The following is a 20,737-nucleotide window of genomic DNA, read 5'->3' on the forward strand; positions in this document are numbered from 1 at the left end:
CACGCATGCACCGCGATATGCGCGAGCCGTCGCATTGCGTTCATCCGCCTGATGCGTGACGCGCGCGACGCCTGGCGCGGGCGAATCCGTCAGGTAAGAACCGCGTGCGGGACGGATGCTCAAACAAGCGAACCGTGCGGAGCTTGATACGCTGTGAAATCAGGATCGCCCGGCGGCGCGAGCCCTTTTGGCCGGCCTTGCCGCGAGGTTGTCCCGGGCCATCGTGAGCGCGCTTCGCAGCGTGGTGGCATCGGCCTTGGCGAGACGGACATTGGTGCTGCCGCTTTTGCCCCAGCCGCCCGGCACCGGCCGGAAGATCTCGGGCTCGGCAGCGACCACGATCGCCTGCTGCTCCGGCGTCAGCTTCACCATGCCCCAGCCGTCGTCGGGGTAGCCGAGGGTCGCGAAGATCCGCGTGCCGACGCGGAAGTCGGCGTGGCCCTGATGTGCGCCTTCCACCGTGTCGGGCAGGCTCAGCGCAATCTTCCGGAAGCGGCTTTGCGACATGGCTCTGCTCCGCACAGCCTCACATCGATCGCTGCGGCGCCGTCTGCAGCAACTCCTGCAATTGCTTCGCGTAGAATTTGGCATTGCCGGTGGTGAGATGGCCGCGCGTTTCGGTGCTGGCCGGTATCAGATAGATCCTGCCATTCTTGATCCGCTTCACGGCGGCCTCGGTGACGCCGGTCTCCGGCGGGTTGCGCTCATCATCGGCGGCATTGATCGCAAGCAGCACAGCTTCGATCTTCTCCAATCCGGCGGATGGATCGTAATCGTGCGACGCATCCCACTGATAGATGTAGTCGTTGGCGTCGGCGGTGACCGGCAGCGCCAGTTGCTCGTCGACCATCTTGTCCGCCTGTGCTGCTGATGGCGCCAGCGTCTGGTAGCCGAGCGTGCCGCCGGCGCTGGCGAAGCGATAGGCCGCGATGGCATATTTCATCATCCGCGGCTGGCTCGTGTAGTTGCCGTTGTTGTAGTCCGGATCGTTGCGGATGGTCTCCAGCATGGTCCGGCGCAGGATCCAGTTGCGCGCCGCCATCGCGGTCGGCTGCGAGGCCATCGGCACCAGCGCATCCATCATTTGCGGATAGCGGATGCCCCAGATCCAGGTGTGCATGCCGCCCATCGAGTTGCCGATCACGAGCCGCAGGTGCTTGATGCCGAGGCCTTCGGTGACCAGCCGGTACTGTGCATCGACCATGTCATCGTAGTCGTACCTCGGAAAGCTCGACCGCATCACATCCGACGGCTTTGCGGATTGGCCGTGACCGATCCCGTCGGGGATGATGATGTAGTATTTCGTGGCGTCGAGCGGCTGGCCGGGGCCGAACAATTCGCCGGCGAAGCCCGGCGTCAGCATGCTGGCGGCCGAGCCGCCGGAGCCGTGCAGTACCAGCACCGGCTGCCCGGTCGCAGCGCCGACCGTGGTGTAGTGCAGGCGCAATTCCGGCATGACCTCGCCGGTGTGGAACTTGAAGTCCCGCGCGATCCACTCGCCGTCCTGCGGCGCGGGATAGTCTGCAGCCATGGCCTTGAGCGGGATCGAGACGAGAGCGATTGCGAGCGCCGCGCACAAACGGATCATGGTGGTTCTCCCCCGGGCGCGCCGCGTTTGTCCGGCCGCCTCGACGCAGCCTATCATGACGGGCCGGATCGTCCGAGAGGCTGCGCGAGGCGGGAGGCGGTGATCCGCTAGCTGCCCCTCAGCACGTTGAGCGCGTACCATCCCCAGTAGACGCGGTGGCGCTGGATCAGGCCGTTCGCGATCTCCATGACCTCGACCAGGTCCATCTGGTCGCCGTCCGGCGACTGCCTCGGATACTCCCAGGTGATGACCCGCCCGTCGCTGAAGAAGCCCTGCTTGAATCGCTTGCGCTGCGGCGGATTGGTGCGGAACACGCGCGTGATGAATTCGCGCAGATTGTCCGTGCCGCTGACGACCCCATGTTTCGTCTGCATCAGGTGCTGGACCAGCGGGCTCTCGATCGAGGCATCGGGCGCATAGAGCGCCAGCGCGGCCTCGAGATCCTTGCTGCCGAGGGCTTCATCCCAGAGCCTGTAGATCCGTTCCGCATCGTTCCTGGTGGCCGTCATGGCGGGTTCCTTGTCTTGATTTAACCTGCGCCTATCTCAGCCAGGGGAGCGGTGCGTTGTTTCAGGAAAATCTGAAATGAGTTCCGTACCGGCTCGATTGCGGGTACGACGTTCCCGGTCGAATTGGAGCGCGTGCGGTGGGATCATCCCAATCAATGCAGACGGGGTTCGCGCGGATCGCCGAGGCGCTCGGCGATCCAGCGCGCGAGGCGATGGTCAGCGCGCTGGCCGACGGCAAGGCGTTGCCTGCCGGCGAGCTGGCCGCCGTTGCCGGAGTTTCACCGCAAGGCGCGAGTGCGCATCTGCAAAAGCTCGTGGACGCGCGTGTGCTGTCGGTCTGGCCGCAGGGCAGGTTCAGGTACTACCGGATCAGGGACGATGACGTCGCCGCGCTGATCGAGAGCCTGGTCGACCTCGCGGCCAGGACGAGTGCCGCGCGCAAGCGTGTGATGCCGGCAGAGCAGCTCAGGCAATCGCGCAGCTGCTATCATCACCTCGCGGGCCAGCTCGGCGTGCTGTTGTCGAATGCGCTGATCCGCCGCCGGCTTGTCGTCGTCGATGGCCGCACCGGTCGCGTGACCGAGCAGGGGTTGGCATGGTGCTGGGCCGAGCAGATCGATTTCGACCCCGCGCGGCAGCCGCACCTGCGTCTCTGCAACGACTGGACCGAGCGCGTGCCGCATCTTGCAGGCCCCTTCGCGAACGCCGTGCTGGCGCGGCTGCTCGCGTCGCGCTGCGTGGCGCCGCATCGCATTCCACGCGCGCTGCGCGTGACAGACAAGGGGCGGGCGTTCTTCGACCGGCTCGGCGTGCAGGTTCCGTTCTGACGATCACCAGCGTGCGGCTAGCGGCCGTCCTCGACCTCGGTCTCCGGGCGATCATCGCCGGCGGCGGTCTCGGTCCGCCATTTGCCGTCCGACGTCTCGTACTGGATCGCCTCGGTGCGCCCGGGCACGCGTTGCTCGGTGGCGGCGCGTCGCGCGGCGGCAAGCGCCACGGCATGGGTCGGAAACGGCTCCGAAAATACCCCGTTGACGGTATAGGCCCAGCCGCCATCGTGCTGGACGACCTTGTAGGTCACGTGGCTCATCGGGAACCTCGCTGCCGTGGACGATCAGCCTGCCAGAATAGACCACGATGTCGTATTTTGCAGCAGCCGATCGTCTTTCAGGGGAATAGCCCCGTCGCCGGGCCAGGGAGACCAACATGTGCCGCAACATCAAGACGCTGTTCAATTTCGAGCCGCCCGCCACTGAAGACGAGATCCTCGCCTCGGCGCTGCAATTCGTGCGGAAATTGTCCGGATTCAACAAGCCGTCGCACTCCAACGAGGCGGCGTTCAACCTAGCCGTTGCCGAGGTCTCGGAGGCTGCGCGAAAACTCCTGATCTCGCTGCAGACCACGGCGCCGGCGCGCGATCGCGAGGTCGAGGCGGAGAAGGCGCGGGAGCGCTCGCGGCTGCGGTTCGGCTGAGGCGGGCGGCCGTCCGTGACCTGGCTCACGGAACTGGAGCACGGCATCAGGCAGGATCGCCGTTCACCCCGGCCCCTGGAGCGCCGCCATGAAGCCTGCCGTCCCGCTTATCTTGTGTTCGATCGCATTCGCCGCGCTGTGGACCGGCGGCATGCTGTGGTCGAGCGGCACGATCGACCGCGCCAACGTCATCATCCTGTCGATCTGCGGGGCGTTCGCGGGCGTTGCCTGGTATTACGCGATGCGCTGGATGTGTCAGCTGATCAGGTCCGGCCCGCCGCGCGATCCCTGAGATCGCCGGCGGTCGAGCTCTGTTCGCGGCGCCAAGGACGGCAGGCGCTATTTCTTGTCCTTCTTGTCCTTGTGACGGTGCTTCTTCTTTTTCCTGTGATCGTCGTCCTCGTCGTCGTCTCCGTCAAAATCGACGGCGTCACCCTCGTAGGCGATCGCTTCGGCCGCCGCACGCTCGACGGCATCACGCTCGGCCTGCTCGGCGGCCTCGCGCTCCCTGGTGCGCTTGTAGTCTTCCCAGGCGTCGAAGATCATGTGCAGCCACGGCATCACCTGGTCGATCGACGGCAATTGTCCTGCGGGCCCGGGCTCTCCGCGCGGGCCAGCCGGTCCCTGGGGACCTTGCGGACCGACGTCTCCGCGTGCGCCTTGTGCGCCGGCCTTGCCCTGCACGCCCGGCTTGCCCTGCGAGCCGACCTTGCCGACCGGTCCCGGCTTGCCCTGCGGCCCCGGCTTGCCGCGCGCCCCTTCCGGCCCCGGCCGTCCGGGGTGGCCCTGCGGACCGGGACGTCCCGGCTCGCCCTGACGGCCCTGCGGTCCCTGCTGTCCCCGTTGCCCCTGGCGGGAAGTTGTGTCGTCAGCCACTGATATGCTCCGTCGAGATGTGAAGCCGCTTGTAACAGAGGTTCGATGACGGCTTCAATTCTGCCGGTCCGCGCTGATGCAAGCGATCAACAGTCATAATTCGATCGATCAATGGCGAAGGAGAGTGCGTTGCGGGTCCTGAAGGGCATCGAGGCTCCGCTCGAGATCGTCGTGACGCGCGACGACATCTCCGACGAAGCGGCCTTTCGCGGCACCGGCGTGCTCGAGCTCTACGCCGAGCTGTTTCCTCCGAACGAGCGCGATGATCCCGACGATCTCGTGCGCTGGGTACTGTCCGACGACGTCGGCGAGCCGCAGCACGTCACCATCGACGGCCGCGAGATGTCGTACCAGCTCGACTCGCGCTGCTTCATCCTGCGCGCCGGCGAACGCGCGGTCGGGCTAGGCTTCTTCACCCATGACCACGCGAGCCGTTTGATCTTCTGCAACCATGTCGGCGTTGCGAAAGCCCGGCGAGACGGCGGTCTCGCGCTCGCATTCTATCGCGGGATGGTCGACATGCTCGACGAACTGTTTCCGCGCAACATCGGCGTAGTGCTCGAGGTCGAGCGCTTCGATCTCGTCATGCTGCGCGGGATCATCGGCCAACGTGAGCGTGCTCCCGAGCAGCGGATCGGCGCGGATGAGGCGACGGAGATCCGGAAATTCCTCCGCGTCGGCTGGTACCACAAGCTCGGCTATCGCTTTCTCTGCGACGCGACCACGCTGCAGCCATTGTCATGCCGCTCGCCCTGCCTCGATCCGTCGTTGCCGTCGTCGCGCTGGGCGGACGGGGAGGAGGACTACTGGCTGATGTGGCAGCCGCGAACCGGCGCGGCTGTGCTCGACGCCGGCGAGCTGTGGCGACGCGCGGTCGAGACGATCCATCTCGAGATCCTCGCGAAGTCGCTCGTCGCTCTCGATCCGGTCGGACGCCGCGGCTACTGGCACTACGCGGCTACGCTGGTGGCGCGGACGCTGCGCGAAAGCGCGATGATGCGGATCCGCCTCGCACGCTATCCCGGCACTGATGACCTATTGTCGCGCTGGCGCCGTCTTGCGATCGATCTGCCGATCTGAACGACCATCCGCCGCGTGCTCGCAACAGGGCACCTCGATGCCGTCGGCCGAGTATTCGCGGATCTTGTTGCGCAGCGTGCGCACCGACAGACCGAGCACGCGCGCCGCGCGGGTGCGATTGCCGTCGCAGCGCGCCAGCGTCTGCAGCACGAGCTCGCGCTCGACCTCGCCGACGGTCGCACCGATCAACAGTGGAACGATTTCATGAGGGGCCAGCGACGGCAGCGCAGCTTCCGGCGACGGCAGGGTGAACGCGTATGACATGACACCTCCCGATCAACGCCCGTCTCGTCGATGAGACGGAAACATCGAGTACCCAACTACCCCAAGCCCGTATTTCCACGGTCGGCCGGTTTGGTTAACAAATCCTTAACGATGCTCTAACCACCTGTGCATCAACGAAAATACCCCGAAATCGCCATGATTGGGTTCCGCGGCTCAAATCGTCCGGTAGCCGCCGTCGACCATCACGATCGATCCCGAGACATAGGCCGAAAGATCCGAGGCGAGGAAGATCGCGGGCCCCACGATGTCCTCCGGCTTGCCCGGACGGCCGAGCGGCGTGTGGTCCATGAACACCTTCACGAGATCGGGATTGGCGGCGCGCACCTTCTCGTTCAGCGGCGTCTCGATGAAGCCCGGACCGATCGCATTGACCCGCACGCCATCCTTGCCGAGCTCGGCGGCGAGCGCCTTGGTGAAGCCGAGCACGCCATGCTTGGAGGCGGTGTAGGCCGGCGAACTCGGCGTGCGAAGATGCACGAAGGACTGGATCGAGCCGATATTGACGATGCGTCCCTTGCTCTTGCGCAGCGGCGGCAGGAAGGCATGCGTCACGTTGAACACGCCGGTGAGGTTGATCGAGATGATGTCCTCCCAATCCTTGATCACGGCCTCGTCAGCGCCGAGCATGCCGTTGCGGCGGGCGATGCCGGCATTGTTGACCAGGATCGAGACGGCTCCGACCTTGTCCGCGACTTGCTTCGCCATCGCGATGCAGGCGGCGCGGTCGGTGACGTCGAGCGCGAAGCTCTCGGCCTTGCCGCCGGCGTCGCGGATCTCCTTCGCCGCCACGGCTGCGGCCTCGCCGTTCATGTCGAGCAGCACGACGCGCGCGCCCTCACGGCCATAGCCGGCCGCGATCGCGCGTCCGATACCGGAGCCTGCGCCGGTGATGACGGCGATGTGATTGTCGAGAAGGGGCATGGCGTTCCTCGTCCGGTTCTTGTTGTCGACAACACTATTCAAAACTGTGCGAAGCGAAACGCCAAGCGGGGTTTGCGCGTTGCTGTCATCCAGATTCGGATGACAGCGGACCCGAACATGGACCCGACAATCAGACAATGGAAACTCGCGATCGAGCGCGCTCGCGCCGCAAGCGACCCCGACTTTCGCGAAATGGCACAGCTGGTCGCCGAGATCGCCGTGACCGACATCGACGAGACGCTGCGGCAGGCGGCCGCGCAGGTGCTGCCGATCCTGCGCCAGGCGACGCAGAAATCCGCCGATCGTCGCACGAAGGAGATGGCGCAGCGCCGGCTCGGCATCATCATCGATGCGCTGCATACGCTTTCGGTGCCGCGCTTCGGGCGCCGCGGGCTGACGCCGAAGCCGCTGACGCAGGAGGAGCAGTATCGCCAGCTGCTCGGCCTGCCGCTCGGCCGCCGGCTTGCCGCGACCGAGATCCATCAGGCCTTCAAGCGCGCCGCCAAGACGGTGCATCCCGACGGCGGCGGCAACGGGCAGGCGTTTCTCGAACTCGCCGCCGCACGCGACGCGCTGATCAGGCACCACTAAAGCGCGATGAGATAAGGCTGAAATCGTCATCGCGCTTTAGCTCTTTGTTTGAGCATGATCTCCGCGCAAACGCGTTCCGCGTTTGCCGCGAGGGAAAACGCTGCACACTTTTCCGGATCATGCTCCAGACGGGCTCACCGCCGCGTGGATTGCGCGGCAATGCCGCACGATGTTGTCGTGGGCGACCACGAACTGCTTCAGCGGCGTGTCGATGTCGTAGAAATAGATATTGGCGATGAAGCCATAGAGCCCGGCATCGACGGCGGTCGGTCGGTTGCCATGCACGTAGCCTTGCTGCGGGATAAGCGTCGCGATCGCGCCGAGATCGGCAAGCCCGCGGGCCATCGCCGCATCGGGATCGAAGCGGCCGATGCCCTGGTAGTAGTAGCGCTGGGCGTTGAACTCCTTCGCCTTCAACAAGCCCTCGTCGGTCAGCGCCGGATGCTCGCGCTTGAGCGCATCGCGGAACAGCGGCCAGTAGCGCTCGTCCTTCCAGCGCGAATACGACATCACCCAGTAGAGATCGTCGAGCATCCGCGTGACCAGCAGATTCTGCGCACGCTGCGCCGGCGTCAGCCCGGCGTCGATCGCCAGCCGATATTTTTGCGTGAGCCAGGCGAGGATGGTCTCGCTGTCGCCGACCGTCTCGGTGCCGTCGACGATGTAGGGAAGCTGGCCGCGCGGCGCCTGCGAGGCGTCGAAGATATGCGCGTGCTGGAACGGCAGGCCGGCGAGCTTCAGGAAGGCGTAGACCTTCAGGCCGTAGCCGTTGTTGTCGGCGACGCCAAACAGCGGTGGATAGGAATAGAGCGTGAGCATGCCGCACCTCACCTGGAACGTTCGAAGGCTGTTCACCAGCATATCGCAGGATGAACGAAGCGCCAGCGCCGGGCCATCGCGCATTCCGACGCATGGGGTGGGCAGCGCGCCGGCAAGCCCCGGAACTGGTTCAAGGCGAAGGCCGCGGAAAAGCAGCACGTCCGCGAACGGCCGTGCCAAATTGCGCCGCAGCGCGCACTTGCTACAGTCGCGCCGATTGCGATTCGTTTCGTGTCGCGACTGGACGCAAATTCTTGGGGAGACCGCATCATGAGAATCTCATCCACCCTTCGTGCCGCGCTGGTCGCGCTGATGGCCTTCGCCGGCCTCGCAGTCTCGACCGCCGCGCGCGCCGACTCCGGCTTCGTGCGACTGACGATCTACAAGGCCGGCTGGATCATCGGCGGCTCCGGCGGCAGCGGCACGCTGACCTTCCGCGGCCGCACCTACCCACTCTCCACCGGCGGCCTCGATTACGGCCTGGTGTTCGGCGGCTCGAAGACCGTGCTGCGCGGCCGCGTCAGCAACATCAACCGTCCGGGCGACGTCGCCGGCGTCTACGGCGCCGCGGGCGCAGGCCTTGCGATCGGCCGCGGCGCCCGCGCGATCGTGCTCACCAACCAGAAGGGCGCCGTGCTCGAATTGACCGGCAACCAGTTCGGCCTGATGGCGAATGCGGATCTGAGCGGGCTTGCGATCACGATGCGGTAGGCCGCTTTGCGTTGCGCGAGCCATCATCCACATCGTCGTCCCGGCGCACGCCGGGACGACACTGAAAATGTTGCAACAGCGAGAGTCATACATTCGCGCTCTCGCGACATGATTTGTCCGAGCTTTGCATTTCGTTCCGCCCTCGATTCTCGCAGAGGGCGCAGGGAAAGCCGGGTGCCGATCGCACCCATGGGCCCCGTGCAGTGTAGAAAGCACGGGGGTAGGACCACAGGTGTAACCGGGAACAACCCGGCTTTCCCCGCGCGATGGGTTACGGCTTATACGTGCTCTCCCCGGCGAGACTGGGCTCTTTTGTCACCGTCGCCAGCGAGAGACATTGCCCTCGCTGATGAGACACCTGCCACCAGGGCGTCAGGCCTGCACGATTTCGCCGTCCGCCGCATGCGCTCTCGTCAGTCACGCACGCAGCGTCCACCGCATCCCACCGCAACGTTCGTGACGATCGCGAGCGCCCCTCAGGCGGATGAGACGGACAAATCTATACATTGATTTGCTGTTACGATAAACCGAATTATTTTTGCGGCGCGCGCTTGACAGGTTTTGCCTGATTTGCCCGTCGGGTTATTTTGTCGCACCGGTCGGATCAAGATCATTGTCGCTGAGACCGTGCAGGAAACTCCTGCCTACGGCTTGACCCAGCGCTCTACGGCTGCCGCTGTATCGGCGGGATTGGTGTTGAAGCAGATGCTTGCATCGGGGGCGAGCCGGTGCACCAGATTGAGGATCCTCTCGAACAGCAGCAGCCGCTCCGGCGGTTCGCGCAGGCCGGCGCCGATCACGATGCAGTCGTAGCGTCTCGCGTTGAGCGCTGCCGCGGTCACCGCTTCGGCGGTTTCGCCGAGATCGGTGAGACAGCTTTCCGCGTCGTAGCCGAGCGTCCGCAGGCCCTCGATCTGCGCGTCGATGTAGCTGCGCACCAGTTCGGGCGTGAATTGTGGAAAGGCGGAGAGATCGACGAAGGCGGGATCGAGGCCGATCGCCAGCACGGACGGTTTCGTCATGATCTCTCCCGGTCCGATGATCCTCAGCCCAGCATGCGACCGGTTTGAGTCGAAATCGCGGACGTGTCAGCGGCTGACGCGATCCCGCGCGGCGCGTTCCGCCATCGCCGCGCGACCCTGCAGCAGGTCGCGCTCCAGCGGCTCGCCGGCCTCGGTCACCGTTCAGCCTCCACGGTTTTCAGTGACCAGCCGAGTTTCTTCAGCTGACGCAAATCCTGGGATGCTTCAGCAAGCAGCCAATCGCGGAAGGTCACGATCTTGGGCAGGCTCGCGGTGGCCTTCGGGCAAACGATCCAATAGGTCTTCGATATGCGGATCGAATCCGGAAAAGGCCGCACCAGCCTCCCGTTGATGAGATCCCAGGCCGCCAGCGTCGTTCGCGCCAGCGCAACGCCCTGCCCGTTGATGGCGGCGTCGATGACCATGCTGGCGCGGTTCAAAACCGGACCGTGCGTGACGTCGGCATCACCGATGCCGACCGCCCGCAACCACTTGGTCCAATCGGTTCGGTTGTCCAGGTGAAGCAGAGGGAATTTGAGAATGTCAGCCGGCTTGCCGAGCCGCCGCCGGCCCGACAGCAGTTTCGGGCTGCAAACCGCGAACAGCCGCTCAGAGCTCAACTGCGCGGCATCAAGCCCCGGCCAGTTGCCGTCGCCATGACGTACCGCCATGTCGACGTCCTCGCGCGCGAAGTCGACATGATGCATCGTCGCCGAAACGCGCAGGTCGATGCCGACATGGGCTTCCGCAAAGTGGCCGAGGCGATGCACGAGCCATTTTGCCGCGAAATCGGGTGACGTGCTGACGGTGAGGACGCCGGCATTTTGCCGCTGCAAAAGGCGTTCGGTACCAACGGCAATCCGGTCCAGCGCATCGCGGACGATCGTGAGGTAGTCCCGGCCGGCCTCAGTAATGATGAGGCGCTGGCGCTCCCGATTGAACAGCTTGATCGCCAGTTCGGCTTCAAGCGCCTTGACCTGCTGGCTCACCGCGCCCTGCGTGACACAGAGTTCTTCAGCGGCGCGGGTAAAGCTCTCATGCCGGGCCGCGGCCTCGAAGGCCTTCAAGGCATTCAACGATGGCAGGCGTGGCCGCATCGCACGACTTCATCAGAAAAACTGGGGCACGCAAGAGAAAGCATGCTTTGCGGGCCGACGCCCGCAGGCGCTACTGAAAGCGTCAGGCCAGCATTTCACGAGTTGTGGAGCCTGTCGATGCCAACCTTGATCATGCGACTTGCACGCCCGGCTCAATTAAACTGGGGAGCGTACCCGGCCGCCGCATGGCGTGCCTTGCGGCGATGGCCCGCCCGGCGTCGACAGCGCACGGCGCTCCGCGACATCGCCAACAACCCGCATTTGCTCAGGGATATCGGCGTGACCCGGCAACAGGCGCTGGGCGAAGCCGACAAGCCTTTCTGGCGGTGAATGACAGCGGCACTTCGCCTTCAAGGACGCCATCGAGCGCGATGCCTCGGCATCCGCAAACAGAGAATCGTCATGAGCAAATCGGCTCTTCTCGTGACAAATCACCAGAGGTTCGGCCAGTTCGGACGAGCGCTTGGCCAGATCGGCAAAGTCCTCCGGATATGGCACCACCGATACGTGATGCGGTGCGAACTGGGCCGGTTGTCCGAGCACGATCTCCACGACATCGGCAGGTCCTGGAGCGATGTCGTCGATGAGGTTGACAAGCCCTTCTGGCGGGAATGATGCGGCGGCGCCTCGACTGATGCGCGCTACGGGTCTCGTCCTGCCGCTTTCGCCGCCATCGCCGCGCGACGCTGCAACAGGTCGCGCTCGCGCGTGTTGCCGGCGAGTGCTGCGGCCGCTTCGAACGCCGCGCGGGCCTCGCCATGGCGGCCGAGCTTGTGCAGGAGGTCGCCGCGCACGCTCGGCAGCAGATGATAGGCCTTCAGCGCCGGCTCGTGCGCCAGGCCGTCGACAATCGCGAGCGCCGCGAGCGGCCCCTCCGCCATGCCGACGGCGACCGCGCGATTGAGCTCGATGACGGGCGAATGCACCAGCGCAGCGAGATCGCCATAGAGCGCGGCGATGCGCGTCCAGTCGGTCGCCGCTGACGTCTCGGCCTCCGCATGGCAGGCGACGATCGCGGCCTGCAGCGCGTAGAAGCCTCCGGCACCGCCGAGTTCGCGGGCGCGCGAGAGCGCCAACTGGCCGCGGCGGATCTGCAGACGGTCCCACAACGCGCGGTTCTGATCCATCAGGAGGATCGGATCGCCGGCCGGGTCGGTGCGTGCCGCCATCCGCGAGGCATTGAGCTCCATCAGCGCGAGCAGCCCGTGCGCCTCCGGCTCCTGCGGCGCGATCGTGGCCAGCACGCGGCCCATGCGCAGCGCCTCGCTGCAGAGCTGCGGCCGCAGCCATTCATCGCCGCGTGACGCGGTATAGCCCTCGTTGAAGATCAGGTAGACCACCTCGAGCACGGAGGCTAGTCGCTCGGACAGCTCCTCGCCGCGCGGCGTCTCATAGGCGAGACCGGACTCCGACAGTGTGCGCTTGGCGCGCACGATGCGCTGGGCGATGGTCGCCTCCGATTGCAGGAAGGCGCGCGCGATCTCCTCGGTGGTCAGGCCGCAGATCATCCGGAGCGCCAGCGCCGCACGGGCCTCGCGCGCGAGCCGCGGATGGCAGGCGGTGAAGATCAGTCGCAGCAATTCGTCGCCGATGTCGTCGTCGAGCGCGGAATCGAGATCGGGCATGGTCTCCTGCTCCCGCGCCAGGTCGTGCGCCAGCATGCCGTGCTTCCGGGTGCGCATGCCGGCATGGCGCAGATGATCGAGCGCCCGCCGCTTGGCGGTCGCCATCAGCCAGGCGCCCGGCTTCTCCGGCACGCCATTCGTCGGCCAGTGCTCCAGCGCCGCGACCAGCGCCTCCTGGGTCAGATCCTCGGCGAGCGGCACGTCGCGCAGCATCCGCGACAGGCTGGTGATCAGCCGCGGCTGCTCGATGCGCCAGACGCCGAGGATGGTGCGATGGATGTCGTCGGTCACGGCGGCCACCGGGATGCGTCGGTCAGGCGCTCATGAATGGGCGAACCTCGCATGACAATTCCCAATCCGGCATGTGGTCGAGATGGAGCTGCATGAACTCGACCGCGCGCGCCACCGCCTCCTCCTTGTCCTTCAACTCGAAGATGGCGTAGCCGCCGACGACTTCCTTCGTCTCCAGGAAGGGGCCGTCAGTAACGGTGAGCTTGCCGTCCTTGATCCGGACCTCGGCCCCCGCCGTGCGTGGCAGCAGCGCGCCGGTGTCGATCATGCGACCGGCCTGCACCTCGCGCTCGGCGAGCTTCCGGATCTCTTCCCTCAACGCGGAATTCGGCAGCATCGGCTTTTCCGCCACCAGCACATACATGAAGCGCATCGCACACCTCCGTTTGTTGTCATGAGCACTCGCCGGCAAAGCCTGCGAAGGCGCGGACCTCGCAGGTGCCTTCCCAGCCGGGCATGTGGTCCTTGTGCAGCTGCATGAACTCGACCGCGAGCGCCACCGCCTCCTCCTTGCTGCGCAGCTCGAAGATCGCGTAGCCGCCGACCACCTCCTTGGCCTCGACGAACGGGCCGTCGACCACGCTGAGCTTGCCGTCGGCAATCCGCACCTGCGCGCCGGTCGCGAGCGGCATCAGGCCGCCGGTATCGACCATGCGGCCGGACTTGATCTCGCGGTCGGCGAGCTTGTGCATGGCCTCGATCAGCTCCGGCGTCGGGCGGGCGTCGGGCTGCGGCGAGGTGACGATCGACATAAAGCGCATGAAAGGCTCCTGTTTGGGGCGAGCGGCGGCAACAACGGGGCAAGATCGGCCCGCTATGGGAGACGACGATCCGGCGGGCGGCGGATCGACAGGGGCTCGGGAATTATTTTCGTCGGATCCGGTCCGGGCATCCGTGGCTTCGTAGCCCGGACGCAGCGAAGCGAAATCCGGGGCTGCACTCTGCGCGGCTCCCGCGTTCCCGGATTACGCTTCGCTGCATCCGGGCTTACGGGAACGCCTTACTGCTCCCGCAGCAGGATCAGCGGATCGGCGCTGTCGGGAACGCGGCGCCATTGGGCGTTGTCGTCGGCCTCGAACTGCCAGGTCTCGCCCTTGGTCGACATCAGGATGATCTGGCCATGCTCGAGCCGCCACGAAGTCGGGTTGAAGGCGGCGACCGCGGGATCGCATTTCGGCTTCAGGAAGACCTGGAAATTGTCGTTGCCGGCATCGGTGTTGGTGAGCGTCAGGCCGCAGATCGCCTGGCCGTTGCCGCGCACCATCGACCAGTCGCCGATCATCTGATCCATCGACTTGGCGAGCGAGCGGGCCGCGGCGAGGTTCTGCAGGATGTAGACTCCCTCGTTGGTGCGCAGCCCCTCGAAGATGCCGGTCTCGACCTCCGTGAAATCGATCACGGCCTCGCCGGCGGCGTCCTGCAGCCGAACGATGTCGCCGAGGCCCTTGATGCTCCAGCCGACGATGTCCTTGGTGAAGGGCAGCGCGGTGGCGCAGGCGGGTTCGAGCTCGAGCCTGAGACCTTGCGGCGTCGTATCGCCCTTCATCGTGACCACGCAGGTCTTGCTGCGGTCGGTGGTGGCGAGCTCCCACTGCCCGATCATGTCCTTCTTCAACGTCGTGACGTCCTGCGCGACGGCCGGAGCAACAAGTCCGGCCAGCAGCAGCACGAGCACGAGGTCGATGCGGGCGGACATCAGCGGCCCTTGACCGGGGTCTCGGTCACCGGCGTCAGCGGCGGCTTGCCGGCGAACCAGTTCTGGATGTTGTCGACCACGAGCTGATCCATCGCGTTGCGCGTGACGACCGATGCCGAGCCGATATGCGGCAGCAGCACGACATTCTGCATCGCCTTCAGCTCATCAGGCACGTTCGGCTCGGCCGCGAACACATCGAGGCCGGCGGCGAGGATGGTGCCCGATTTCAGCGCCGCGACCAGCGCCGGCTCGTCGACGACGGAGCCGCGCGCGACATTGATCAGGACGCCGCGCGGGCCGAGTGCCTTCAGCACGTCGGCATTGATCATCTTGGAGGTCGAAGCGCCGCCCGGCACGATGACGATCAATGTGTCGACCGCCTTCGCCATCTCGATCAGGTCGGGATAATGCTTGTAGGAGACATCCTTGGATGGATTGCGCGAGTGATACGACACCGGCACGCGCGAGGCCTCGAGCCTGCGGCCGATCGCCTGGCCGATCCGGCCCATGCCGACGATGCCGATCTTGCGGTCGCGAAGCGAGCCGGCGCTGAGCGGATAGTTCTGGGTCTGCCACAGGCCGGAGCGCACATAGCGGTCGGCCTTGACGAATTCGCGCAGCGTCGCGATCAGGAGGCCCATCGCGACGTCGGCGACCTCCTCGGTCAGCACGTCGGGCGTGTTGGTGACCACGACATTGTGATCGCGCGCGTGGTGGGAATCGATGTGGTCGTAGCCGACGCCGAAGCTCGCGACGATCTCGAGCCTGGGAAACAGCGCCATCGCGGTTCTGTCGGTCGCCATGGTGTGATAGGTGACGGCGATGCCGCGGATCCTGTCCTTGACCTCCGGCGTCAGGCGCTCGAGGTCGCCGCGGCTTTCGGCCTTGTGCAGCACATATCGATCGGGAAAGCCGTTCTCGAGGATTGGCCGGATCGGTCCGTATATCAGCAGATCGATCTTTTCGGACGAGGTATTGGCCATCAGCTTTCCTTTCCAAGCGCACTTTCGTGCCAGCGCCGCAACAACAGGTGCGAAATTAGCGCCAGCACCCCGTAGATGACAATCCCGGCCACCGACAGCAGCAGAAGCGCAGCGAACATGCGGGGGATGTTCAGCCGGTAGCCGGATTCAGCGATGCGAAACGCGAGCCCCGAGCCGGCGCCGGCGCTGCCGGCCGCGATCTCGGCGACCACGGCGCCGATCAGGGACAGGCCGCCGGCGATGCGCAAGCCCGCGAGGATGTAGGGCAGCGCGGCCGGCAGCTTGAGGAACAGCAGCGTCTGCAGCCGTGACGCGCCATAGAGCTGGAACAGGCCGGCAAGGTTGCGGTCGACCGAGTTCAGCCCGAGAGTCGTGTTCGACAGCACCGGAAAGAACGCGACGATCCAGGCGCAGACGATCACGGCGGTGCCTTGCTGGAGATAGATCAGCAGCAGCGGCGCGATCGCAATCACCGGCGTGACCTGGAGGATCACGGCATAGGGGAACAGCGAATATTCCAGCCATTTCGACTGATTGAACAGCAGCGCCAGCGCGATGCCGCCGAGCGCAGCCGCGATGAAGCCCTCGAGCGTGGTCAGCAGCGTGACGCCGAGCGATTGCGACAGCACCGGCCAGTCGCCGACCAGCGTCTTCAGCACCAGCAGCGGGTCCGGCAGCACATAGGGCTTGATGTCGTTGATACGGACGATCGCTTCCCATAGCAGGATGCCGGCGGCAAAGACTGCGACGGGCGCCAGGAAGCGGACGATGTGCTGCGGAGACTTCATGCGCCAGCCTGCCCCGCATAGGACGGCGCCATCGCATTCGAGACCTCGCGGCAGAAGGCGGCATATTCGGCCGAGGTGCGGAACTCCTCGCCTCGCGGCTCTGCTGCCGTGATGCGAAACTCGGTGCCGATCCGGCCCGGGCGCGCCGTCATCACGATCACGCGCTGCGAGAGGTAGACCGACTCGAACACCGAATGCGTCACGAAGATGACGGTCTTGTGCAGGTTGCGCCACAGCGACAGCAGGTCGTTGTTGAGGCGGAAGCGCGTGATCTCGTCGAGCGCCGCGAACGGCTCGTCCATCAACAGGATATCAGGGTCCGTGACCAGCGCGCGCGCCAGCGACACCCGCATCTTCATGCCGCCGGACAATTCCCGCGGATAGGCGCTGGCGAATTCGACGAGCCCGACCTGGTCGAGCGCCTCGTCGATGCGCGCGTCGGCGTCGTTGCGAGCGGCATGCGCGAGCTTGAACGGCAGGCGGACATTGTCGCGCACGCTCGCCCACGGCATCAGGGTCGGCTCCTGGAATACGAAGCCGATCGGATGGCTGCCGCGCCGCGCGGCGCCGTGGCTGTTGACCTCGACCGTTCCGCTGCTCGGCGCTGACAGCCCGGCGATCAGCCGCAGCGCGGTGGATTTGCCGCAGCCGGACGGCCCGAGCAGGGCGACGAACTCGCCGCGTTTCACGGCGAGGTCGAGCGGCCCGAGCGCCGTCACGCCGGTGTCATAGGTCTTGGTGACGCCGCGCAGCCGCACGGCGAGATCGGCGGCATCGGCTTCGGTTTCGGTCAATGCAGACCCCGCTATCACGCGCGCGAGACCGTCAGTTCTTCGGCCGGAGCTCGACGCCGACCGCCTTGTTGACGAAGCGCAGCGTGAAGCCCTGGCGATAGTCGATGGTGCTCTTGACGACGCCGGCGCGCACCATCTTGTCGAAGAAGCTTGCCATCCGCTCGTCGGTCATGGCGCCGATGCCACCCTTGATCGAATCGCCGGAATCGACGATGCCGTATTCGCGCATCTTGGCGACGCAATAGGCGAGCAGCTCGTCGTTCATCTCCGGATTGAGCTTCTTGATCATCGCATTGCCGGCCGAATTGTCGCCGTAGACATAGTTGTACCAGCCGATGATCGACGCATCGACGAAGCGCTGCACGAGGTCAGGCTTCTTGTCGACGATGTCGCGGCGGGTCTCGATCAGGGTCGAGTAGGAGTTGAAGCCGAAATCGGCGAGCAGCAGCACGTTCGGCTTGAAGCCGGCCGCCTTCTCCACCGCATAGGGCTCCGATGTGACGTAGCCCTGCATCGCGGTGTCCTTGTTCACGATGAAGGGCTGCGAATTGTAGGTGTAGGGCTTCACCTTGCTCTCGCTGAAGCCGTATTCGGATTTCAGCCACTGGAAGTAGCTGGTGATGCCTTCCTTGGAGATCAGAAGCGTCAGCGGCTTGAGATCCTCGATCTTGGAGACCTTGAGCTCGGGATGGGTCAGGAAGACCTGCGGATCCTTCTGGAACATGGCGGCGACCGCGACCAGCGGCACGTTGTTGGTGACGGCGTCGAACGTCTGCAGCGAATTCGCGCTCATGAAGAAGTCGAGCTTGCCCGCGATCAGGAGCATGCGGTTGTTCTCGTTCGGACCGCCGGGCACGATGGTGACGTCGAGGCCGTATTTCCTGTAGGTGCCGTCGGCCAGCGCCTGGAAGAACCCGCCATGCTCGCCCTCGGCGACCCAGTTGGTTCCGAACGAGACCTTGTCGAGCGTCTGCGCGCGCGCCGGGACCATGGCTGCCAGCAGGGACATGGCGCCAGCCAGCAGGCCGGTGGTTAACGCTCGCGGCAAAAAGGTCCGCTTCATGGTTGGACTCCGTCGATCATTCTGGCCCATGATGGAAGCAGGGAGCGGATCACGCCCCCGGGATGGACGGACAAACTACCCTGCAAATCCGTCCAATGAAACGCTTGTCATGAAAAGCCCGGCCTGATGACCTCTCAGCTTCCGCCCCGTGACTGGACCGCAATCCACTGGCCCGACATCGCCAGGGCCGCGGCCGCGCGCTGGATCGCGGTGCTGCCGCTGGCCGCGACCGAGCAGCATGGGCCGCATCTGCCTGTTGGAACCGACGTCATGATCGGCGAGGCGTATCTGGCGCGCGTGCGCGAGCAGCTCGCCGCAACCGCGCCGGTAACGTTCCTGCCGCTCGAGCCGGTCGGCATCTCCACCGAGCACATCGACTTTCCGGGCACGCTGACGCTGCCGACCGAGGTCGCTCTCAGGAGCTGGATGGCGCTCGGTGAGAGCGTGGCGCGGACCGGCGTCAGGAAGCTCGTGATCGTGACCAGCCATGGCGGCAACTCGGCCGCGATGTCGCTGGTGGCGCAGGATCTGCGTGCGCAACACGGCATGCTGGTCGTGACCACGAGCTGGTCGCGCTTTGGCGCGCCCGACGGGCTGTTCGGTGCCGACGAGTTGCGCCACGGCATTCACGGTGGCGCGGTCGAGACCTCGATCATGCTGGCGCGATATCCGCAGCATGTGCGGAAAGAGGCGATCGCGGATTTTCGACCGGCGAGCGTCGAGATCGAGAAGAACAGCCGCTGGCTGTCGACGCAGCGACCGGCACCATTCGCCTGGCAGGCCCAGGACCTGAACCCGAGCGGCGCGATCGGCGATGCGACCAAGGCCTCGGCCGACAAGGGCGAAGCGCTGCTCGACCACGGCGCACGCGCGTTCTGCGAGCTGATAGGAGACCTCGACCGGGTCGATCCCGAAACGTTTCTGGGCCATCGATAGAGCGGCAATTGTCGCCGGTCAGGCGGTCACCACGAAACAATTCACGAAACCATATTTCCTGGCCCTTCTTCGAACCGGAACCGAAGAGCCTCCGTCCAACGGCCATGCGGACCACACCGGCACCGCGCCCAAGACAAGGATGGAGTTTCTCATGTCGATCAAGACCAGGCTTGCCGCAATCGCCCTCGCCGCGCTCGCGGTGACCGGCACCATCGCGTCCACCACCTCGCAGGCCGAGGCAAAGCCGTTCGGCTGGGGCTGGGGCGTTGGCGCAGGGATCGTCGGCGCCGCCGTCATCGGCAGCGCGATCGCAGCGTCTCAGGACGGCTACTATTACGACGGCTATCGCCGCTGCGGCTGGGTGCGCCAGTACGACGCCTACGGCAACTACATCGGCCGCGTGCGCACCTGCTACTGATCGGCTCACGCATCAAGGCTGCGGATCCTGCGTTCGGCACGGGTCCTCATCCACCCCGTGTCGCGCATCGACCCGCCCGGTCGTCCCCCGGGCGGGTCGAGCTTCGTCACTCACAGATATTTCGCGATCAACCTGAAATCCCTGAGCACGGCCCTGCCCTTCGGGCCCGAGGCGCGCAGTGTCGCTTCCAGGCTGTGGCCGATATGGTCGTGGATCAGCGCCTTCTTGGCGCTCTCGATCGCGCTCTCGACGGCCTGCAATTGCTGGGCGATCTGTGCGCATGGCCGGCCCCGCTCGATCATCTCGACGATGCTCTCGAGATGGCCGTTGGCGCGCTTCAGGCGCCGGGCAATGGCGGCGTGCGGGTGGTCGTCGGACATCGGTTTCTCCTATCCTCCGGGGAGGATAGCCATGAACCCCCCAGGGGGATAGCCGAATCGGCTTGACAGCATTCTGCCTCGGGCTTACTTGCCGTCCTGTCGGAGCGTCTCGCTTCCGCAACCGGGGATCCGCCCCGGCCACGAGCCAGCAAAGAAGGCAAATGGGAAGTAGCAACTCTGGCGACTCGAGCCCCGCGATGACGGGTCTCTTGACGCCGCAACACAACAAGACTGATCGCGCCAGCGCCCGCTGCGTGGATCGGCGGCCGCCCCTCGGCTGACCGCCTGCTCCTCACCGGCCTGCCGCGACCAGCGGAAGTGGAGGTGAGCGATGTTCGAAAAGCTCGCAAAATTCCGGCCGTTCGAACCCCGGCGCGTGACGCCGCGGGCGGCCGTCTACTCCAATGACAACCTCCCGGGCTTTCGCCGCCCGGAGCGCCGCCGGCGTCGGGCACCGGCATGTCATTGGATCCTGATCGACGGCCGCCTCGAATGCCGATGGACCGTCGACGATGCCAGTGGTGATCTCGATCATCAGCGACACGCGGGCCGGCGATCCGGCCCGCGTGCAACAACCGGCGGTCCCGCTGTGGTGAAAATCACCGCGAGCGCCATTGCGAAAAGTGGTTTGGCGGCCACAGCGGTCCGGCAATGCGCGGCAGAGGATGAAGCGGGGCGCCGTGTTGCACAGCCGTCATAATGGCGTGCAAATCCAGCAGGTAGCAGGGGGCGCCCTGTTGCTATTGCGAATGACTTGCAATAAGGAGAAAGCGACGGTCAGGACCTGGTCC

The 20,737-nt window shown here is 65.5% G+C and carries 30 protein-coding genes; 10 read left to right on the forward strand and 20 right to left on the reverse strand.

The window, feature by feature from the left end; all coding sequences use genetic code 11:
- Positions 1-159: 159 nt before the first annotated feature.
- The 3 genes from JQ586_RS00820 to JQ586_RS00830 all read right to left on the reverse strand — a co-directional run bounded on the left by JQ586_RS00820 (position 160) and on the right by JQ586_RS00830 (position 2,097).
- Complete coding sequence (locus tag JQ586_RS00820; RefSeq protein WP_212392572.1) at positions 160-507, reverse strand: MmcQ/YjbR family DNA-binding protein; 348 nt, start codon at positions 505-507, stop codon at positions 160-162.
- A 19-nt stretch (positions 508-526) separates the two neighbouring features.
- Positions 527-1,588, reverse strand: a complete 1,062-nt coding sequence (locus JQ586_RS00825) for an alpha/beta fold hydrolase (protein WP_212392573.1) — start codon at positions 1,586-1,588, stop codon at positions 527-529.
- A 107-nt stretch (positions 1,589-1,695) separates the two neighbouring features.
- Positions 1,696-2,097: a nuclear transport factor 2 family protein gene (locus tag JQ586_RS00830; RefSeq protein WP_212392574.1), complete on the reverse strand. Its 402-nt coding sequence runs from the start codon at positions 2,095-2,097 to the stop codon at positions 1,696-1,698.
- Positions 2,098-2,252: 155 nt separating this feature from the next.
- Here JQ586_RS00830 and JQ586_RS00835 point away from each other — a divergent pair, with 155 nt between their 5' ends.
- Positions 2,253-2,924 carry a helix-turn-helix transcriptional regulator gene (locus JQ586_RS00835; RefSeq protein WP_212392575.1) on the forward strand — a complete coding sequence of 224 codons (672 nt, stop codon included), beginning with the start codon at positions 2,253-2,255 and terminating at the stop codon, positions 2,922-2,924.
- 17 nt (positions 2,925-2,941) lie between these two features.
- Here the strand turns inward: JQ586_RS00835 and JQ586_RS00840 are convergent, their stop codons facing one another.
- Positions 2,942-3,187, reverse strand: a complete 246-nt coding sequence (locus JQ586_RS00840; RefSeq protein ID WP_212392576.1) for a DUF2188 domain-containing protein — start codon at positions 3,185-3,187, stop codon at positions 2,942-2,944.
- A gap of 116 nt (positions 3,188-3,303) precedes the next feature.
- Here JQ586_RS00840 and JQ586_RS00845 point away from each other — a divergent pair, with 116 nt between their 5' ends.
- Together JQ586_RS00845 and JQ586_RS00850 are read left to right on the forward strand one after the other, a co-directional pair.
- Positions 3,304-3,570, forward strand: coding sequence for a DUF2277 domain-containing protein (locus JQ586_RS00845; protein ID WP_212392577.1), 267 nt, complete (start codon positions 3,304-3,306; stop codon positions 3,568-3,570).
- An 88-nt stretch (positions 3,571-3,658) separates the two neighbouring features.
- A complete protein-coding gene (locus JQ586_RS00850; RefSeq protein WP_212392578.1) occupies positions 3,659-3,862 on the forward strand; it encodes a hypothetical protein in 204 nt (67 codons plus the stop codon).
- A gap of 47 nt (positions 3,863-3,909) precedes the next feature.
- Here the strand turns inward: JQ586_RS00850 and JQ586_RS00855 are convergent, their stop codons facing one another.
- Positions 3,910-4,446, reverse strand: a complete 537-nt coding sequence (locus JQ586_RS00855; RefSeq protein ID WP_212392579.1) for a collagen-like protein — start codon at positions 4,444-4,446, stop codon at positions 3,910-3,912.
- Positions 4,447-4,557: 111 nt separating this feature from the next.
- Between JQ586_RS00855 and JQ586_RS00860 the strand changes: the two genes are divergently transcribed.
- Complete coding sequence (locus tag JQ586_RS00860; RefSeq protein ID WP_212392580.1) at positions 4,558-5,526, forward strand: hypothetical protein; 969 nt, start codon at positions 4,558-4,560, stop codon at positions 5,524-5,526.
- On the opposite strand, the gene JQ586_RS00865 is transcribed toward JQ586_RS00860, so the two are convergent.
- Together JQ586_RS00865 and JQ586_RS00870 are read right to left on the reverse strand one after the other, a co-directional pair.
- On the reverse strand, positions 5,482-5,790 hold the full coding sequence (locus JQ586_RS00865) for a helix-turn-helix domain-containing protein (RefSeq protein ID WP_212392581.1): 309 nt from the start codon (positions 5,788-5,790) through the stop codon (positions 5,482-5,484). The two genes, JQ586_RS00860 and JQ586_RS00865, sit on opposite strands and share 45 nt — an antisense overlap.
- Positions 5,791-5,964: 174 nt before the next feature.
- Positions 5,965-6,732 carry an SDR family NAD(P)-dependent oxidoreductase gene (locus JQ586_RS00870; RefSeq protein ID WP_212392582.1) on the reverse strand — a complete coding sequence of 256 codons (768 nt, stop codon included), beginning with the start codon at positions 6,730-6,732 and terminating at the stop codon, positions 5,965-5,967.
- 117 nt (positions 6,733-6,849) lie between these two features.
- Between JQ586_RS00870 and JQ586_RS00875 the strand changes: the two genes are divergently transcribed.
- The gene (locus JQ586_RS00875; RefSeq protein WP_212392583.1) at positions 6,850-7,323 is read left to right on the forward strand and encodes a hypothetical protein; all 474 of its coding nucleotides are present in this window, start codon (positions 6,850-6,852) and stop codon (positions 7,321-7,323) included.
- Positions 7,324-7,440: 117 nt separating this feature from the next.
- On the opposite strand, the gene JQ586_RS00880 is transcribed toward JQ586_RS00875, so the two are convergent.
- A complete protein-coding gene (locus JQ586_RS00880) occupies positions 7,441-8,142 on the reverse strand; it encodes a glutathione S-transferase family protein (RefSeq protein ID WP_212392584.1) in 702 nt (233 codons plus the stop codon).
- Positions 8,143-8,412: 270 nt separating this feature from the next.
- On the opposite strand from JQ586_RS00880, the gene JQ586_RS00885 reads away from it, so the two are divergent.
- Positions 8,413-8,853, forward strand: coding sequence for a hypothetical protein (locus tag JQ586_RS00885; protein WP_212392585.1), 441 nt, complete (start codon positions 8,413-8,415; stop codon positions 8,851-8,853).
- A gap of 644 nt (positions 8,854-9,497) precedes the next feature.
- Here JQ586_RS00885 and JQ586_RS00890 read toward each other — a convergent pair.
- From JQ586_RS00890 to JQ586_RS41445, 3 genes are all read right to left on the reverse strand, one after another.
- A complete protein-coding gene (locus tag JQ586_RS00890) occupies positions 9,498-9,875 on the reverse strand; it encodes a hypothetical protein (RefSeq protein WP_212392586.1) in 378 nt (125 codons plus the stop codon).
- Between the two features lie 155 nt (positions 9,876-10,030).
- Positions 10,031-10,972 carry a transcriptional regulator GcvA gene (locus tag JQ586_RS00895; protein WP_212392587.1) on the reverse strand — a complete coding sequence of 314 codons (942 nt, stop codon included), beginning with the start codon at positions 10,970-10,972 and terminating at the stop codon, positions 10,031-10,033.
- Between the two features lie 156 nt (positions 10,973-11,128).
- Entirely contained in the window at positions 11,129-11,524 is a 396-nt protein-coding gene (locus JQ586_RS41445; protein ID WP_409410952.1) for a hypothetical protein, read from the reverse strand.
- Between JQ586_RS41445 and JQ586_RS00905 the strand changes: the two genes are divergently transcribed.
- Positions 11,483-11,587 carry a DUF1127 domain-containing protein gene (locus JQ586_RS00905; RefSeq protein WP_409334516.1) on the forward strand — a complete coding sequence of 35 codons (105 nt, stop codon included), beginning with the start codon at positions 11,483-11,485 and terminating at the stop codon, positions 11,585-11,587. The two genes, JQ586_RS41445 and JQ586_RS00905, sit on opposite strands and share 42 nt — an antisense overlap.
- 26 nt (positions 11,588-11,613) lie before the next feature.
- Here JQ586_RS00905 and JQ586_RS00910 read toward each other — a convergent pair whose 3' ends face one another.
- The 8 genes from JQ586_RS00910 to JQ586_RS00945 form a co-directional block, all read right to left on the reverse strand.
- Positions 11,614-12,888 carry an RNA polymerase sigma factor gene (locus tag JQ586_RS00910; protein ID WP_212392590.1) on the reverse strand — a complete coding sequence of 425 codons (1,275 nt, stop codon included), beginning with the start codon at positions 12,886-12,888 and terminating at the stop codon, positions 11,614-11,616.
- A 22-nt stretch (positions 12,889-12,910) separates the two neighbouring features.
- Positions 12,911-13,261 carry a YciI family protein gene (locus JQ586_RS00915; RefSeq protein ID WP_212392591.1) on the reverse strand — a complete coding sequence of 117 codons (351 nt, stop codon included), beginning with the start codon at positions 13,259-13,261 and terminating at the stop codon, positions 12,911-12,913.
- A 19-nt stretch (positions 13,262-13,280) separates the two neighbouring features.
- Positions 13,281-13,649: a YciI family protein gene (locus JQ586_RS00920; RefSeq protein WP_212392592.1), complete on the reverse strand. Its 369-nt coding sequence runs from the start codon at positions 13,647-13,649 to the stop codon at positions 13,281-13,283.
- A 239-nt stretch (positions 13,650-13,888) separates the two neighbouring features.
- Entirely contained in the window at positions 13,889-14,584 is a 696-nt protein-coding gene (locus JQ586_RS00925) for an AprI/Inh family metalloprotease inhibitor (RefSeq protein WP_212392593.1), read from the reverse strand.
- The gene (locus JQ586_RS00930; RefSeq protein WP_212392594.1) at positions 14,584-15,567 is read right to left on the reverse strand and encodes a 2-hydroxyacid dehydrogenase; all 984 of its coding nucleotides are present in this window, start codon (positions 15,565-15,567) and stop codon (positions 14,584-14,586) included. The genes JQ586_RS00925 and JQ586_RS00930 overlap by 1 nt, the downstream gene beginning before the upstream one ends.
- Complete coding sequence (locus JQ586_RS00935; RefSeq protein WP_212392595.1) at positions 15,567-16,355, reverse strand: ABC transporter permease; 789 nt, start codon at positions 16,353-16,355, stop codon at positions 15,567-15,569. The genes JQ586_RS00930 and JQ586_RS00935 overlap by 1 nt, the downstream gene beginning before the upstream one ends.
- Positions 16,352-17,149 carry an ABC transporter ATP-binding protein gene (locus tag JQ586_RS00940; protein WP_249147175.1) on the reverse strand — a complete coding sequence of 266 codons (798 nt, stop codon included), beginning with the start codon at positions 17,147-17,149 and terminating at the stop codon, positions 16,352-16,354. Before JQ586_RS00940 ends, JQ586_RS00935 begins: the two co-directional genes overlap by 4 nt.
- A gap of 31 nt (positions 17,150-17,180) precedes the next feature.
- Positions 17,181-18,158: an ABC transporter substrate-binding protein gene (locus tag JQ586_RS00945; RefSeq protein WP_409410950.1), complete on the reverse strand. Its 978-nt coding sequence runs from the start codon at positions 18,156-18,158 to the stop codon at positions 17,181-17,183.
- A 180-nt stretch (positions 18,159-18,338) separates the two neighbouring features.
- Here JQ586_RS00945 and JQ586_RS00950 point away from each other — a divergent pair, with 180 nt between their 5' ends.
- Positions 18,339-19,148, forward strand: coding sequence for a creatininase family protein (locus tag JQ586_RS00950; protein WP_212392598.1), 810 nt, complete (start codon positions 18,339-18,341; stop codon positions 19,146-19,148).
- A gap of 151 nt (positions 19,149-19,299) precedes the next feature.
- Entirely contained in the window at positions 19,300-19,566 is a 267-nt protein-coding gene (locus tag JQ586_RS00955; RefSeq protein WP_212392599.1) for a hypothetical protein, read from the forward strand.
- Positions 19,567-19,676: 110 nt separating this feature from the next.
- On the opposite strand, the gene JQ586_RS00960 is transcribed toward JQ586_RS00955, so the two are convergent.
- A complete protein-coding gene (locus JQ586_RS00960; protein ID WP_212392600.1) occupies positions 19,677-19,946 on the reverse strand; it encodes a metal-sensing transcriptional repressor in 270 nt (89 codons plus the stop codon).
- Between the two features lie 331 nt (positions 19,947-20,277).
- Between JQ586_RS00960 and JQ586_RS00965 the strand changes: the two genes are divergently transcribed.
- The gene (locus JQ586_RS00965; RefSeq protein WP_212392601.1) at positions 20,278-20,646 is read left to right on the forward strand and encodes a hypothetical protein; all 369 of its coding nucleotides are present in this window, start codon (positions 20,278-20,280) and stop codon (positions 20,644-20,646) included.
- Positions 20,647-20,737: the final 91 nt, after the last annotated feature.

The organism is Bradyrhizobium jicamae (assembly GCF_018130215.1).
GTDB lineage: Bacteria > Pseudomonadota > Alphaproteobacteria > Rhizobiales > Xanthobacteraceae > Bradyrhizobium > Bradyrhizobium jicamae_A.

Excerpts from the sequence above, each read along its gene's own strand:
- JQ586_RS00875 (WP_212392583.1), top strand. The coding sequence starts at position 6,850 with ATGGACCCGACAATCAGACAATGGAAACTCGCGATCGAGCGCGCTCGC.
- JQ586_RS00960 (WP_212392600.1), bottom strand. The coding sequence starts at position 19,946 with ATGTCCGACGACCACCCGCACGCCGCCATTGCCCGGCGCCTGAAGCGC.
- JQ586_RS00930 (WP_212392594.1), bottom strand. The coding sequence starts at position 15,567 with ATGGCCAATACCTCGTCCGAAAAGATCGATCTGCTGATATACGGACCG.
- JQ586_RS00860 (WP_212392580.1), top strand. The coding sequence starts at position 4,558 with ATGGCGAAGGAGAGTGCGTTGCGGGTCCTGAAGGGCATCGAGGCTCCG.
- JQ586_RS00825 (WP_212392573.1), bottom strand. The coding sequence starts at position 1,588 with ATGATCCGTTTGTGCGCGGCGCTCGCAATCGCTCTCGTCTCGATCCCG.
- JQ586_RS00865 (WP_212392581.1), bottom strand. The coding sequence starts at position 5,790 with ATGTCATACGCGTTCACCCTGCCGTCGCCGGAAGCTGCGCTGCCGTCG.
- JQ586_RS00830 (WP_212392574.1), bottom strand. The coding sequence starts at position 2,097 with ATGACGGCCACCAGGAACGATGCGGAACGGATCTACAGGCTCTGGGAT.
- JQ586_RS00885 (WP_212392585.1), top strand. The coding sequence starts at position 8,413 with ATGAGAATCTCATCCACCCTTCGTGCCGCGCTGGTCGCGCTGATGGCC.
- JQ586_RS00835 (WP_212392575.1), top strand. The coding sequence starts at position 2,253 with ATGCAGACGGGGTTCGCGCGGATCGCCGAGGCGCTCGGCGATCCAGCG.
- JQ586_RS00935 (WP_212392595.1), bottom strand. The coding sequence starts at position 16,355 with ATGAAGTCTCCGCAGCACATCGTCCGCTTCCTGGCGCCCGTCGCAGTC.
- JQ586_RS00890 (WP_212392586.1), bottom strand. The coding sequence starts at position 9,875 with ATGACGAAACCGTCCGTGCTGGCGATCGGCCTCGATCCCGCCTTCGTC.
- JQ586_RS00840 (WP_212392576.1), bottom strand. The coding sequence starts at position 3,187 with ATGAGCCACGTGACCTACAAGGTCGTCCAGCACGATGGCGGCTGGGCC.
- JQ586_RS00905 (WP_409334516.1), top strand. The coding sequence starts at position 11,483 with ATGCGGTGCGAACTGGGCCGGTTGTCCGAGCACGATCTCCACGACATC.
- JQ586_RS00920 (WP_212392592.1), bottom strand. The coding sequence starts at position 13,649 with ATGCGCTTTATGTCGATCGTCACCTCGCCGCAGCCCGACGCCCGCCCG.
- JQ586_RS00965 (WP_212392601.1), top strand. The coding sequence starts at position 20,278 with ATGTTCGAAAAGCTCGCAAAATTCCGGCCGTTCGAACCCCGGCGCGTG.
- JQ586_RS00870 (WP_212392582.1), bottom strand. The coding sequence starts at position 6,732 with ATGCCCCTTCTCGACAATCACATCGCCGTCATCACCGGCGCAGGCTCC.
- JQ586_RS00820 (WP_212392572.1), bottom strand. The coding sequence starts at position 507 with ATGTCGCAAAGCCGCTTCCGGAAGATTGCGCTGAGCCTGCCCGACACG.
- JQ586_RS00945 (WP_409410950.1), bottom strand. The coding sequence starts at position 18,158 with ATGTCCCTGCTGGCAGCCATGGTCCCGGCGCGCGCGCAGACGCTCGAC.
- JQ586_RS00915 (WP_212392591.1), bottom strand. The coding sequence starts at position 13,261 with ATGCGCTTCATGTATGTGCTGGTGGCGGAAAAGCCGATGCTGCCGAAT.
- JQ586_RS00845 (WP_212392577.1), top strand. The coding sequence starts at position 3,304 with ATGTGCCGCAACATCAAGACGCTGTTCAATTTCGAGCCGCCCGCCACT.
- JQ586_RS00895 (WP_212392587.1), bottom strand. The coding sequence starts at position 10,972 with ATGCGGCCACGCCTGCCATCGTTGAATGCCTTGAAGGCCTTCGAGGCC.
- JQ586_RS00925 (WP_212392593.1), bottom strand. The coding sequence starts at position 14,584 with ATGTCCGCCCGCATCGACCTCGTGCTCGTGCTGCTGCTGGCCGGACTT.
- JQ586_RS00850 (WP_212392578.1), top strand. The coding sequence starts at position 3,659 with ATGAAGCCTGCCGTCCCGCTTATCTTGTGTTCGATCGCATTCGCCGCG.
- JQ586_RS00950 (WP_212392598.1), top strand. The coding sequence starts at position 18,339 with ATGACCTCTCAGCTTCCGCCCCGTGACTGGACCGCAATCCACTGGCCC.
- JQ586_RS00955 (WP_212392599.1), top strand. The coding sequence starts at position 19,300 with ATGTCGATCAAGACCAGGCTTGCCGCAATCGCCCTCGCCGCGCTCGCG.
- JQ586_RS00880 (WP_212392584.1), bottom strand. The coding sequence starts at position 8,142 with ATGCTCACGCTCTATTCCTATCCACCGCTGTTTGGCGTCGCCGACAAC.